This is a genomic window from Bacillus sp. T33-2, assembly GCF_002860205.1.
In the GTDB taxonomy this organism is placed as follows: domain Bacteria; phylum Bacillota; class Bacilli; order Bacillales; family Cytobacillaceae; genus T33-2.
Map to the genome: position 1 here is coordinate 65,410 of NZ_PGVB01000018.1, position 12,157 is coordinate 77,566.

Below are 12,157 nucleotides of genomic sequence, written 5' to 3' on the forward strand. Positions count from 1 at the left end.
ACGCACGTAACGGGCGTGGTTGCTGCCATTTGACATAAAGGCTCGTGAATTTGATAATGGTACAGTAATGAACGGATTTAAAGGAAGTGGATGATGTTGGAGGACCAAAGCTTTTTCTACCGGGATACCTGGGCTGAAGTCGACCTTGATTGTATAAAGAAGAATATAAGCTCCATCAAAAGTTTTCTGCCTGATAAGGTTGAGATCATGGCCGTTGTAAAAGCGAATGCTTATGGACATGGGGATGTCGAAACGGCAAGTGCAGCCCTTGAGGCTGGTGCCACTATTTTAGCGGTTGCATTTATGGATGAGGCAATAGCTTTAAGAAAAAAAGGAATTACCGCACCTGTGCTTGTTTTAGGGGCAAGCCGGGCTGATGATGTGAATATTGCGGCTGACCATCAAATTATCCTGACCGTTTTTGACCGGGAGTGGGTTAAAAAAGCGCGAACCGTACTGCATCCTGACAAATCTCTGGCATTGCATATTAAAATTGATACAGGCATGGGCAGGATTGGAGTGAGGACCGCTGATGAATTAAAATTAATCAAACGTTTGATTAAAGATGATCCAAGGTTTGATTTCCAAGGAGTTTTCACCCATTTTGCCACTGCGGATGAATTGGATGACAGCTATTTTAAAAAACAGCTGGAGTTTTTCAATGAAATGATTGCCTCCTTTGACGTCCTGCCAAGATACATTCACAGCAGCAACAGTGCTGCAGCACTAAGGTTTTCCGAGGCGCAGTTCAATACTGTCAGAATTGGCATTGCCATGTATGGCCTGACACCATCACCGGAGATTGAACCGGTTTTGCCCATTGAGCTGAATGAAGCATTCTCCCTTCATTCGCGGCTCGTACATGTAAAAAAACTGCAAAAGGGTGATAAAGTCAGCTACGGTGCAACATATGAGGCTTCAGGAGATGAATGGGTCGGAACACTGCCTATTGGGTACGCGGACGGTTGGATCCGCAAGCTGCAGGGCCAGGAAGTTCTGATTGAAGGAATCCGGTGCCCGATAATTGGGCGGATTTGTATGGATCAATGCATGGTAAGGCTTCCGTTCGAAGTTCCTGTTGGAACAGCAGCCACTTTAATCGGAAAACAAGGCATCGAAACGATCTCGGTCAATGAAATTGCAAGCTGGCTTAACACAATAAATTACGAAATTCCCTGCCTGATCTCTTCAAGGGTTCCCAGGATTTATAAAGAGCGTGGCGAGGTAGTCGATTTAAATAATTCACTGTTAAAAGTATAGTGCCACCGGGCCAAAAATTAACAAATTTTCTTGAATCCGGCTGTTGATGCATAAAACAATCTTTTATTAGCCGATAATACTGGAGAATTGTCAATTAGCCTTTGCATACGGCGTAAATAATGATAATATTAGAAATGGTAGAGATAAAACAAACGAAAACAGTGTGTAGTGATGATGGTGGAGGTGTATGTTTGTGTCTGAATCCAGCGCAACAACTGAGATTATGGTGAAATTACCGCAGCATCTTTTGACTGAATTAGATGGATTTGTTAAACAGGAAAACGTAAACCGCAGTGAATTTATTTATCAGGCTACAAAAATGTATCTGCGCGACCGGAAAAAGAGACAAATTCGTGAATCCATGAGACGCGGCTATATGGAAATGGCCAAAATCAATTTAACCATTGCCTCGGAAAGCTTTCAGGCAGAGTATGAGGCAGGGCACACAGTTGAACGTTTAGTTAGCGGAGGATAATCCGTTGATTGTCAAACGTGGTGACGTTTACTTTGCGGACCTATCCCCAGTTGTTGGTTCAGAACAAGGCGGCGTCCGTCCAGTGCTTGTCATCCAAAACGATATCGGGAATCGGTTTAGTCCCACAGTTATCATTGCAGCAATCACTGCCCAGATCCAAAAAGCAAAGCTGCCAACCCATGTGGAAATTGATGCGAAACGTTACGGTTTTGAACGGGATTCGGTCATATTATTGGAACAAATTCGTACAATTGATAAACAACGTCTAACCGATAAAATCACTCATCTCGATGACGAAATGATGGAAAAAGTGGATGAGGCCCTTCAGGTAAGTTTAGGTCTTATAGAATTCTAAATTGATTACGCTCTTTATAAGAGCGTTTTTTTTATTTTACAGAGCGGACATAATGCGGCGGCCTCCCAAGCTGGGAAGTACAAAAGACAACTGGCGGCAAGTTGTTTTATGATGTGGGCAAGCAACATGCTTTGATAAAATAAATTCTGTTTGGAAAACTCCAAGTGTTAAATATAGTGCCGTTTCAATGGATACGGAATAAATTTTTATAAGAAAACATTGGCTGATTTCCATGAAAACAAGCGATTTCATTTTATTTGACGACAGCGCGTATTTATCTTTAAATTAATATATAATCAAAATTCGAGTAAAAATTTATCATTATTTTTTATAGTAGGTTTATAAGTTGGCGCAACAGGGTAATTAATAAACTTTGTATCATACAATGGGGGGGGATTAAATGAACAAGCTGATTTCTGATTATATCCAGACACATACAGATGAAATACTGGCTGAGTGGATCAAAACAACAAAAGAAACGGCAGATGAACGGGTCCTGCGGGTTGTTTCCGACCAGGTTTTCATTGGGACAAGCAAAGAATTTATTGATTTAATCATATCCAATATAAACGATTCAAATGAATATTCATCACGGCTTACTGATTTCGCGGAAAAAGTAGTTCGTTTGGGCTGGCCGCTGACGTTCGTCACAAAAGGCCTACATACATTTGCGCAAATCGTGTTTAAAAAGCTTGAGGAAACCGGGGCGATCACCAAAGACAACCAGATGGAATTCGTCATCGATTTCGACCAGTGGGTAACTCCGATGAACAATGAGATTGTCAGTGTTTACTCCACAACATGGGAAAGAACGGTGTCCCTTCAAAAGATTGCCCTCCAGGAACTTTCCGCACCTTTAATCCCGGTTTTCGACGGAATTACCGTAATGCCGCTAGTCGGGACTATTGATACAGAGCGAGCCAAGCAAATCATGGAAAACCTTCTGAAGGGAGCGGTGAAGCATCGTTCGGAAGTAGTCCTGATCGATATTACCGGGGTACCGGTTGTTGATACAATGGTCGCCCACCATATTATCCAGGCTGCAGAAGCAGTGCGCCTGATCGGGGCAAAATGCATGCTGGTCGGGATTCGGCCGGAAATTGCCCAAACAATTGTAAACCTCGGGATCAATCTAAATCGATTCACCACGAAAAGTACTTTGAAAAAAGGTATTGAAGCAGCACTGGAATTGACCAACCATAAAATTGTCAAATTGGAGGGAGCAAAGTGAGAATACCTATCCTGAAATTGCATGATTGTTTGCTAGTCTCGATTCAGTGGGAATTGGACGACCAGACTGCCCTTCAATTCCAAGAAGACCTTCTCCATAAAATTCACGAAACAAGTGCAAATGGCGTAGTCATTGATTTGACTTCCATCGATTTTATCGATTCTTTTATTGCCAAGGTCTTGGGCGACGTGATCAATATGTCCAAGTTAATGGGTGCAAAAGTTGTACTCACCGGAATTCAGCCCGCTGTCGCAATTACGTTGATCGAGCTGGGAATCAGCCTTGACGATGTCCTGACTGCATTAGATTTAGAAAAAGGTTTGGAGAAATTACAACAGGAATTGGGGGATTAACTGTATGGGAATCCAATCCTGCGTTACGATCATAAATGAATGGGACATCGTGGCGGCCCGCCAGCTTGGGCGGAATGTTGCGAAAGAGCTTGGTTTTGGTACAGTGGACCAGGCGAGAATTACCACTGCCATCAGTGAATTGGCGCGGAATATCTATCTATATGCCGGACAAGGCCAGATATCGATCGATAAGCTGTACGACGGCGGTAAAGCGGGATTGCGAATCAATGCAGTGGACAGCGGCCCTGGGATTAATGATATACGCCAAGTGATGGAGGATGGTTTTTCAACCTCCGGCGGACTGGGAGCAGGTCTGCCAGGAGTAAAAAGGCTCATGGATGATTTCGATATCGAATCATCACCTGGAAAGGGTACAAAGATAAGGGCAACTAAATGGCTCCGTTAGGGGGAAAAGGTATGGACTTCCGAGAAATGATGGAATCAAAGTATCGGGACATTCTCGAAAATTATATAAAAGAGCAATCAGAACAAGCTCTTTATGCCGGCCAGAAGTTCAGTCGGAAAACGATTGAGCATAAAATATCTCCCGAAGAAATCATAAGTCTCCATAAAAGTCTTCTGGTGGAAATGTACCCCGACATCCCGGAAAACGTTCTCCACTCGTTCGACATCCTGCTGGAAGTCATGATCGGCTACGGGCTTGCGTACCGTGAGCACCAGAGCCTGCGCCATCAGCAGGAGGAGCTTCGTTCCGAAATGGAAATTGCTGCCAACGTCCAGCAAACCCTGCTTGGAACGACCGTGCCTGAAATCAATGGCCTGGATATTGGTGCCATCAGTGTGCCGGCTAAACATATGAACGGCGATTATTATCACTTTGTACAGGATGAAAATAATTGTATAAGTGTTGCAATCGCTGATGTGATAGGGAAAGGCATTCCTGCAGCCCTGTGCATGTCGATGATTAAATATGCCATGGACAGCCTTCCTGAAAACAGGCATGATCCAAGCAGCATTCTTGAAAACTTGAACAGGGTCGTGGAACAGAATGTCGACCCGAGCATGTTTATCACGATGTTTTATGGAATGTTTAATCCGAAAAATAATATTTTTTACTACGCTTCAGCCGGCCACGAACCCGGCTTTTATTACAACGCAGAAACAAAGGAATACACTGAACTGCATGCGAAAGGGCTTCTGCTCGGTGTAGACAAGAAAACTAAGTACCAGCAGTACGAGAAAGAAATACACCCGGGGGACATGGTTATTTTAATGTCTGATGGTGTAACGGAATGCCGTACCGACGAAGGTTTCATCGAGAGGGAAACATTGGTCGGCTACATTAACAAATACATTCATTTAAGTGCCCAGGAGATAGTCGAAAATATTTATAAAGAACTCGAAAAACTCCAGCATTTTCAATTGCGTGATGATTTTACCTTAATTATTTTAAAAAGAAATGTTTAGCCTCTTTTTCAAGAGGGTAAATTTTAAAAGCAATTTAATGTAAAGGTGGGTCATTATGAATATTTCAATAGATGTAAACGAGACAGAGAATTATACAGAGGTCAGTGTAAGCGGGGAAATCGACGCGTACACTGCCCCCAAGCTCCGTGAGACACTCTTCCCGATGTCCGAAAAGGAAGGCGTAAAAATAGTCGTAGACCTGACTGGCGTGTCCTATATGGATAGTACTGGGCTGGGTGTTTTTGTTGGTGTGTTCAAAAATGTCAGGGCCCAAAACGGGGAGTTTAAAATCGTAGGCCTGTCCGACCGTTTGCAAAGACTGTTCGAGATTACCGGGCTGGCCGATATTATCGATATAAACAGCCAGATAGAGGGTGGAGTTCAATGAATCAACCGTTTGATTATATAGAAATGAAAATCCCTGCCAAGCCGGAGTTTGTGGGCGTCATTCGATTGACCCTGTCCGGCATCGCCAGCAGAATGGGATTTTCATATGATGAAATTGAAGATTTAAAAATTGCGACAAGCGAAGCATGCACAAACGCTGTTCAGCATGCATACAAGCACAATGAAAAGGGTGAAGTGGTAATCGGCTTTGGACTTTACGAAGACAGGCTCGAAGTAATGGTTGCCGACAGCGGACAAAGCTTTGATTTCCAAACAGCCCGCCAGGAACTTGGACCGTATGACCAGAACGATTCAGTCGAATTCCTGCGCGAAGGAGGCTTGGGGCTCTATCTGATCGAAACATTGATGGATGAAGTGAGGATCCATCATAAAGAGGGTGTCACGGTCTTTATGACCAAGTACCGAGAAGGAGAGCAGGTGGAGAGAGATGCAGAAACAATCTCAACCTAATCAGAAGACGAAGCAGGATATAAACGATCTTATAAAAGCCTACCAGCTCCATGAAGATGAAGAGGCCCAAAACCAGTTAGTGCTTAACTATCAAAACCTGGTAGAAACAATTGCCAGAAAATACTCTAAAGGAAGATCTTTCCACGAAGACATCTATCAGGTCGGAATGATCGGCCTCCTCGGGGCAATCCGCAGATACGACGAATCATTTGGGAAAAGCTTTGAGGCATTCGCGGTGCCGACGATAATCGGAGAAATTAAAAGGTTTCTGAGGGATAAGACATGGAGTGTCCATGTACCGCGAAGAATCAAAGAATTAGGGCCGAAAATCAAAACAACAGTAGAAGAGTTGACTACCCAGCTGCACCGGTCGCCACGAGTTGACGAAATTGCAGAAGCGCTTGAAGTATCAGAAGAAGAAGTGCTTGAAGCAATGGAGATGGGCAAAAGCTATCAGGCATTGTCTGTCGACCATTCGATCGAGGCAGATTCAGATGGTGGTACAGTTACACTTCTTGATATTGTCGGAAATATCGATGAAGGTTATGAAAAAATAAACCAGAGGCTTGTGCTTGAAAAAGTCCTGCACGTTTTAAGTGACCGCGAAAAGAAAATTATCCAGTACACATATTTAGAGAACATGAGCCAGAAAGAAGCTGGCGATAAGCTGGGCATTTCACAAATGCATGTGTCCCGCCTACAGAGAAGGGCTATCAAGAAGCTGCAAGAAGCAATTCATGCCGAGACAAATAACTCGGAGTTTATCTCATGAAACATTTCTTAAAAGACAAACTCGAGTTATATGCTCACCAAACTACAAAAGAAGGCAAATTGGAATGCGGTGACAGCTATTATTATACTGCGACCGATGACTATTTTGTGTGCGTTCTCGCAGACGGGTTGGGGAGTGGCCGATATGCCCATGAGGCTTCAGCAGCGGTCGTGTCCGTCGTAGAACAGCATCACCATGAAGATGTGGACACGCTTATGAAATACTGCAATAATATCCTCGTTCAAAAAAGAGGGGCAGCCGTTTCAATCCTGAAAGTTTATTTTCACAGCAGGGAGTTCGTATACAGCTGTGTGGGTAACATACGGTTCTTCCTTTATTCACCTAACGGCAAGCTTACTTATCCTTTGCCTGTCACTGGCTATTTATCAGGCAAACCCCAAATTTTCCATACTCAGCGGTTTGTTTATGAACCGTCATCCAAGTTCTTGATTTATTCGGATGGATTCGATATACATGGGGCAAAATCATTGCTTAAAGGATACTTGTCAGTTGAATCGATTGCCAACGAAATCAAAAGGGAATATAAAAACACCATGGATGATGCTACTTTTATAATAGGAAGCTTACTCTGACTAAAGCAGAGTAGCTTCTTTTTTTGTTAAAAGGAAATATCTAATCTCCTACAAACAGTCGTCCTATTTTGTTACTATAAAGAAGGCAGTAAAAATCATGGTGTTTTAAAAAATATCGCTGTCAATTAAGAATGTGGAGGTTTGTGTCTTGAACCAAACAACGGATAAGCAGGAACAAATCATAAAAAACATTGCCAAGGAGCAATCGTTATCCATAAAACAGGTACATAACGTCATTTCCTTGATCAACGAAGGCAATACTGTGCCGTTTATAGCCCGTTACCGTAAAGAACAGACAGGCGCACTTGATGAGGTCCAGATCCGGGATGTCATCGAAAGATGGCAATACATCCAGAACCTCCAGCAGCGTAAAGAGGAAGTCATTCGGATTATTGAAGAGCAGGGAAAATTGACCGCCGAATTGAAGTCGGATATCGAAAAGGCAGGAAAACTTCAGGAAGTTGAGGATTTATACCGTCCTTATAAACAGAAACGCCGTACGAAGGCAACGGTCGCAAAGGAAAAAGGTTTGGAGCCTCTTGCACTGTGGATGCTTCAGTTCCCCGCTGCCGGAAGTCTTTTGGAAAAGGCTCAGGAATTTACTTCCGTTGAGATGGGAGTCGATACACCAGAGCACGCAATTGCAGGAGCAAAAGATATCATCGCTGAAATGGTATCTGACGATGCAGACAGCCGAAAGTGGATTCGCAATGAAACTTTCAGAAAAGGCGCCATCGAATCTTCGCTGAAAAACGAAGAAAAAGACGAGAAAAAAGTCTATGAAATGTATTATGAATATGCTGAACCGATCCAGAAGGTTGTTCCTCACCGGATTCTCGCATTAAACCGCGGGGAAAAGGAAGAGGTACTGCGGGTTTCCATTAAGCCCAATACAGACGCAGCAATCGGGTATTTGAATAAAAAGTGGGTCAAGACGGATAACTCAATTAGTTCGGCTTCCGTGGCAGAGGGCGTCGAAGATGGATACAAACGCTTGATCCAGCCCGCAATTGAAAGGGAAATCAGGAATGAATTGACTGAGAAAGCAGAAGAACAGGCGATCCATATTTTTTCCGAGAACCTGCGCAAGCTGCTATTGCAGCCGCCATTAAAAGGCAAGGTCGTCCTTGGGGTCGATCCCGCCTACCGCACTGGCTGCAAGCTGGCTGTGGTTGACGAAACCGGAAAACTGCTTTCGATCGGCGTAATTTATCCACATCCTCCCGTTTCGAAGTATAAGGAAGCCCGAGAAAAATTCATTGATATCCTGAAAACTTATAAAGTGGAAATGGTTGCAATCGGTAACGGAACGGCTTCCCGGGAAACTGAACAATTTGTATCCGACATACTAAAAGAAATGGATGAGGAAATCTTTTATCTGATCGTCAATGAAGCCGGCGCGAGTGTATATTCAGCTTCGGATTTAGCCCGGGAGGAATTTCCGGATTTCCAGGTTGAAGAAAGAAGTGCAGTGTCCATTGCCCGCCGTTTACAGGATCCCCTGGCAGAGTTGGTGAAAATTGATCCGAAATCAGTCGGTGTCGGCCAATACCAGCATGATGTGAGCCAGAAAAAACTTTCTGAATCACTGACATTTGTAGTAGAAACGGCGGTGAACCAGGTCGGTGTGAACGTAAATACTGCTTCGGCATCACTGCTGCAGTATGTATCTGGTTTATCCAAGTCTGTTGCCACAAACATAGTGAAAAAGCGCGAGGAAGAAGGTAAGTTCTCAAGCCGCGCCCAGTTGAAAAAAATTCCGAGGCTGGGTGCCAAAACATATGAGCAGGCGATTGGCTTCTTAAGGGTCATTGACGGAAAAGAACCGCTTGACCGGACAGGTATCCATCCTGAAAGCTACAGTGAAGTAAAACAGCTGCTGGCGAAACTTGGTTTTAAAACAACTGATATAGGCAGTGTTGAGCTAAAAGAAGCCTTGAGCCAGATTGATATTAAACAAATTGCCGGCGAACTTGAAATTGGTGCGCTGACACTACAAGATATTATTGATGCATTGATTCGTCCGGCACGGGATCCCCGCGACGAACTCCCGGCCCCGTTGTTGAAAAAAGACGTTCTGAAACTTGAGGACTTAAAACCGGGCATGGAGCTTCAGGGAACAGTCCGGAATGTCGTGGATTTTGGAGCCTTCGTTGATATTGGCGTCAAACAGGACGGACTTGTCCACATTTCAAAGCTGAGCAGAAAATTTGTCAAGCACCCGCTCGATGTAGTCTCGGTCGGCGATGTTGTAACAGTTTGGGTGGACAATATTGATACCCATAAAGGCCGGATAGCCCTGACCATGCTTTCTCCTGATGAATAAAAGTAAGGCTGTCGGTCCATTGGGGCCGACAGTCTTACTGCTTAAATGGGATGTTTTTTTCTATAAAAGAACCAGCATTGGTTTAACAGTTTGATCTGATACCGATTTTTCTCATAAAAAGCTCGCTTCATCTGATTCTGAAACCAAATGGGCATATGGAAATACCTCCTGATTCCAAGATTTTACGTGCAAAAGGTAAACATAATATATGCTATAATAGGTTGTCATGTTCGAAATAAAGGCAGGCGGTACTAGCATGAATAACCAGGAATTACAAATGCTTGTTGAATCTATATCGATTAATGATTTCAAGAAACCATTTCGCCACAAGGCGTTTTTTAATGCCCGGCTGAGAACGACTGGCGGTCGTTATATGTTGAGGAGCCATGATATTGAAATTAACAGAAAATATTTTGAACAGTTCGGGGAAGCGGAATTAATCGGCATTATCAAGCATGAGCTTTGCCATTATCACCTGCATCTTGAGGGTAAGGGCTACCGCCATCGCGACAGTGACTTCAGGCAACTGTTAAAACAAGTCGATGCTCCCCGTTTTTGCTCCACACTGCCAGACACAAAAAAAAGAAGGGTATCGAATCGGGTGTATATATATAACTGCTCTGCTTGTGGTCTGGTTTATAAACGAAAACGAGCCATTAATACAGCACGGTATGTTTGCGGAAAGTGCCGGGGAAAACTTGTTAAAATTAAAGAGTTGACGGTCGGCTAAAGCCATGATAAAGTATGAAATCGCGGTGCTTCGTTTTGACTAACGTCTCGAAAAAAACATCTTGACTTTCACATATCACGTTCTTATAATATAAAGAGTCGATAAGATGATGTGCGTTATTCTGTAGTAGCTCAGTGCGATTGAATAAGCTTCACTGAGTTAGCCTCAGCGTACAGATCGGAGCTGCTACTTGCGACACTTCCTGAGATCTGGACGGGACACAGTCCATCCTAATGCTCATCTTAATTTTAGTATTATTATTCCGCAGTAGCTCAGTGGTAGAGCAACGAGCGTAGCTGCACGAATAAGCTTCGAGTTGTACTCATGGAGCCGCATCTTCGAATAATCTTTCTGAGATGAGGACATTCGGCCAGGCTATACAAGGTTCAGGTCTAAATAATTATTATTCCGCAGTAGCTCAGTGGTAGAGCATTCGGCTGTTAACCGAACGGTCGCAGGTTCGAATCCTGCCTGCGGAGCCATTATGGGGAAGTACTCAAGTGGCTGAAGAGGCGCCCCTGCTAAGGGTGTAGGTCGCGTAAGCGGCGCGAGGGTTCAAATCCCTCCTTCTCCGCCAGGTATTTATTAAATATGGCCCCTTGGTCAAGCGGTTAAGACACCGCCCTTTCACGGCGGTAACACGGGTTCGAATCCCGTAGGGGTCACTTTTTTAACAAGGTTCAGCATACGGGTCCCGTGGTGTAGCGGTTAACATGCCTGCCTGTCACGCAGGAGATCGCGGGTTCGATTCCCGTCGGGACCGCCATTTTTTTGTTTTGGGCTATAGCCAAGCGGTAAGGCAACGGACTTTGACTCCGTCATTCGTTGGTTCGAATCCAGCTAGCCCAGCCAAATCTTAACTCATTGATTACGTTTCAGTGGATTTTACGAAAAAAACTATCCGAGCCATTAGCTCAGTCTGTAGAGCAAGTTGCTTGCTTCATTGAAAAAATTTCTATGGCAACTTGCGAGGGAAACCGAGAGGTTTTTCGAGCATCGTAGATACGATAAACGAAATTAGTTGGGTAATGTATAACTTATTATTTTTTCAAAACTTCACGAGCCATTAGCTCAGTCGGTAGAGCATCTGACTTTTAATCAGAGGGTCGAAGGTTCGAGTCCTTCATGGCTCACCATTTAATATTTGCGGGTGTGGCGGAATTGGCAGACGCACCAGACTTAGGATCTGGCGCCGCAAGGCGTGGGGGTTCGACTCCCTTCACCCGCACCATTAATTACCAGTTGAAATTATGATTCAAATTGGTTATGATATAACTCTGGCATTAGTATTAATGCGGTCGTGGCGGAATGGCAGACGCGCTAGGTTGAGGGCCTAGTGGGGGCAACCCCGTGGAGGTTCAAGTCCTCTCGGCCGCACCAAAAAAACATGTTGACAACCAATTTTGGTTGTGGTAACATATAAAAGTTGCTGTTTTAAAAAATGCGCCCGTAGCTCAATTGGATAGAGCGTCTGACTACGGATCAGAAGGTTATGGGTTCGACTCCTGTCGGGCGCGCCATTATACAATTAACGGGAAGTAGCTCAGCTTGGTAGAGCACTTGGTTTGGGACCAAGGGGTCGCAGGTTCGAATCCTGTCTTCCCGACCAGAACGGAATTTACAAGAATAAAATATGCGGGTGTAGTTTAATGGTAAAACTCCAGCCTTCCAAGCTGATGTCGTGGGTTCGATTCCCATCACCCGCTCCAGAATATTGTTCTTTGAAAACTAAACAAACAAGCGTCAACAAACAATAATCATCATGTTTCTTCTATA

The 12,157-nt window shown here is 44.1% G+C and carries 14 protein-coding genes and 11 tRNA genes; 24 read left to right on the plus strand and 1 reads right to left on the minus strand.

The features are described from left to right. Positions 1–90: 90 nt before the first annotated feature. The 12 genes from alr (at position 91) to CVD19_RS14220 (ending at position 9,651) form a co-directional block, all read left to right on the plus strand. A complete protein-coding gene (gene alr, locus CVD19_RS14165; RefSeq protein WP_101582491.1) occupies positions 91–1,260 on the plus strand; it encodes an alanine racemase in 1,170 nt (389 codons plus the stop codon). A gap of 193 nt (positions 1,261–1,453) precedes the next feature. Continuing rightward, positions 1,454–1,735, plus strand: coding sequence for a CopG family ribbon-helix-helix protein (locus CVD19_RS14170; protein ID WP_101582506.1), 282 nt, complete (start codon positions 1,454–1,456; stop codon positions 1,733–1,735). 4 nt (positions 1,736–1,739) lie between these two features. Continuing rightward, positions 1,740–2,090 (plus strand): type II toxin-antitoxin system endoribonuclease NdoA, encoded by a 351-nt coding sequence (gene ndoA, locus CVD19_RS14175; RefSeq protein WP_041967053.1) that lies wholly within the window; start codon positions 1,740–1,742, stop codon positions 2,088–2,090. Between the two features lie 400 nt (positions 2,091–2,490). Continuing rightward, a complete protein-coding gene (locus CVD19_RS14180) occupies positions 2,491–3,321 on the plus strand; it encodes an RsbT co-antagonist protein RsbRA (protein ID WP_101582492.1) in 831 nt (276 codons plus the stop codon). Continuing rightward, complete coding sequence (locus CVD19_RS14185; protein WP_101582493.1) at positions 3,318–3,674, plus strand: STAS domain-containing protein; 357 nt, start codon at positions 3,318–3,320, stop codon at positions 3,672–3,674. Before CVD19_RS14180 ends, CVD19_RS14185 begins: the two co-directional genes overlap by 4 nt. 4 nt (positions 3,675–3,678) lie before the next feature. Continuing rightward, positions 3,679–4,080: an anti-sigma regulatory factor gene (locus CVD19_RS14190; RefSeq protein WP_101582494.1), complete on the plus strand. Its 402-nt coding sequence runs from the start codon at positions 3,679–3,681 to the stop codon at positions 4,078–4,080. Positions 4,081–4,091: 11 nt separating this feature from the next. Then, positions 4,092–5,102, plus strand: coding sequence for a PP2C family protein-serine/threonine phosphatase (locus CVD19_RS14195; RefSeq protein ID WP_101582495.1), 1,011 nt, complete (start codon positions 4,092–4,094; stop codon positions 5,100–5,102). A gap of 55 nt (positions 5,103–5,157) precedes the next feature. Then, on the plus strand, positions 5,158–5,490 hold the full coding sequence (locus CVD19_RS14200; protein ID WP_101582496.1) for an anti-sigma factor antagonist: 333 nt from the start codon (positions 5,158–5,160) through the stop codon (positions 5,488–5,490). Continuing rightward, positions 5,487–5,960, plus strand: a complete 474-nt coding sequence (gene rsbW, locus CVD19_RS14205) for an anti-sigma B factor RsbW (RefSeq protein ID WP_101582497.1) — start codon at positions 5,487–5,489, stop codon at positions 5,958–5,960. The genes CVD19_RS14200 and rsbW overlap by 4 nt, the downstream gene beginning before the upstream one ends. Then, complete coding sequence (sigB, locus tag CVD19_RS14210; protein ID WP_101582498.1) at positions 5,938–6,732, plus strand: RNA polymerase sigma factor SigB; 795 nt, start codon at positions 5,938–5,940, stop codon at positions 6,730–6,732. Before rsbW ends, sigB begins: the two co-directional genes overlap by 23 nt. Beyond that, a complete protein-coding gene (locus tag CVD19_RS14215; protein ID WP_101582499.1) occupies positions 6,729–7,325 on the plus strand; it encodes a PP2C family serine/threonine-protein phosphatase in 597 nt (198 codons plus the stop codon). Before sigB ends, CVD19_RS14215 begins: the two co-directional genes overlap by 4 nt. Before the next feature lie 148 nt (positions 7,326–7,473). Beyond that, positions 7,474–9,651, plus strand: coding sequence for a Tex family protein (locus CVD19_RS14220; protein WP_101582500.1), 2,178 nt, complete (start codon positions 7,474–7,476; stop codon positions 9,649–9,651). 41 nt (positions 9,652–9,692) lie between these two features. On the opposite strand, the gene cmpA is transcribed toward CVD19_RS14220, so the two are convergent. Beyond that, on the minus strand, positions 9,693–9,806 hold the full coding sequence (gene cmpA / locus CVD19_RS14225; protein ID WP_101582501.1) for a cortex morphogenetic protein CmpA: 114 nt from the start codon (positions 9,804–9,806) through the stop codon (positions 9,693–9,695). 101 nt (positions 9,807–9,907) lie between these two features. On the opposite strand from cmpA, the gene CVD19_RS14230 reads away from it, so the two are divergent. From CVD19_RS14230 to CVD19_RS14285, 12 genes are all read left to right on the plus strand, one after another. After that, complete coding sequence (locus CVD19_RS14230; protein WP_101582502.1) at positions 9,908–10,381, plus strand: SprT family protein; 474 nt, start codon at positions 9,908–9,910, stop codon at positions 10,379–10,381. A gap of 407 nt (positions 10,382–10,788) precedes the next feature. Further along, a tRNA-Asn gene (locus tag CVD19_RS14235) sits at positions 10,789–10,863 on the plus strand. 4 nt (positions 10,864–10,867) lie between these two features. Continuing rightward, positions 10,868–10,958, plus strand: a tRNA-Ser gene (locus CVD19_RS14240). A gap of 16 nt (positions 10,959–10,974) precedes the next feature. Next, positions 10,975–11,046, plus strand: a tRNA-Glu gene (locus CVD19_RS14245). 25 nt (positions 11,047–11,071) lie between these two features. Continuing rightward, a tRNA-Asp gene (locus CVD19_RS14250) sits at positions 11,072–11,147 on the plus strand. Positions 11,148–11,158: 11 nt separating this feature from the next. After that, positions 11,159–11,233 (plus strand) — tRNA-Gln (locus tag CVD19_RS14255). A gap of 208 nt (positions 11,234–11,441) precedes the next feature. Beyond that, positions 11,442–11,517 (plus strand) — tRNA-Lys (locus tag CVD19_RS14260). 10 nt (positions 11,518–11,527) lie between these two features. Then, positions 11,528–11,612 (plus strand) — tRNA-Leu (locus tag CVD19_RS14265). 63 nt (positions 11,613–11,675) lie between these two features. Continuing rightward, positions 11,676–11,761: transfer RNA gene (locus CVD19_RS14270), tRNA-Leu, on the plus strand. 63 nt (positions 11,762–11,824) lie between these two features. Next, positions 11,825–11,901: transfer RNA gene (locus CVD19_RS14275), tRNA-Arg, on the plus strand. 12 nt (positions 11,902–11,913) lie between these two features. Then, a tRNA-Pro gene (locus tag CVD19_RS14280) sits at positions 11,914–11,990 on the plus strand. Between the two features lie 26 nt (positions 11,991–12,016). Further along, positions 12,017–12,090: transfer RNA gene (locus CVD19_RS14285), tRNA-Gly, on the plus strand. Positions 12,091–12,157 lie beyond the last annotated feature (67 nt).

Excerpts from the sequence above, each read along its gene's own strand:
- CVD19_RS14230 (WP_101582502.1), top strand. The coding sequence starts at position 9,908 with ATGAATAACCAGGAATTACAAATGCTTGTTGAATCTATATCGATTAAT.
- rsbW (WP_101582497.1), top strand. The coding sequence starts at position 5,487 with ATGAATCAACCGTTTGATTATATAGAAATGAAAATCCCTGCCAAGCCG.
- CVD19_RS14200 (WP_101582496.1), top strand. The coding sequence starts at position 5,158 with ATGAATATTTCAATAGATGTAAACGAGACAGAGAATTATACAGAGGTC.
- CVD19_RS14195 (WP_101582495.1), top strand. The coding sequence starts at position 4,092 with ATGGACTTCCGAGAAATGATGGAATCAAAGTATCGGGACATTCTCGAA.
- alr (WP_101582491.1), top strand. The coding sequence starts at position 91 with ATGATGTTGGAGGACCAAAGCTTTTTCTACCGGGATACCTGGGCTGAA.
- CVD19_RS14215 (WP_101582499.1), top strand. The coding sequence starts at position 6,729 with ATGAAACATTTCTTAAAAGACAAACTCGAGTTATATGCTCACCAAACT.
- CVD19_RS14180 (WP_101582492.1), top strand. The coding sequence starts at position 2,491 with ATGAACAAGCTGATTTCTGATTATATCCAGACACATACAGATGAAATA.
- sigB (WP_101582498.1), top strand. The coding sequence starts at position 5,938 with ATGCAGAAACAATCTCAACCTAATCAGAAGACGAAGCAGGATATAAAC.
- cmpA (WP_101582501.1), bottom strand. The coding sequence starts at position 9,806 with ATGCCCATTTGGTTTCAGAATCAGATGAAGCGAGCTTTTTATGAGAAA.
- CVD19_RS14190 (WP_101582494.1), top strand. The coding sequence starts at position 3,679 with ATGGGAATCCAATCCTGCGTTACGATCATAAATGAATGGGACATCGTG.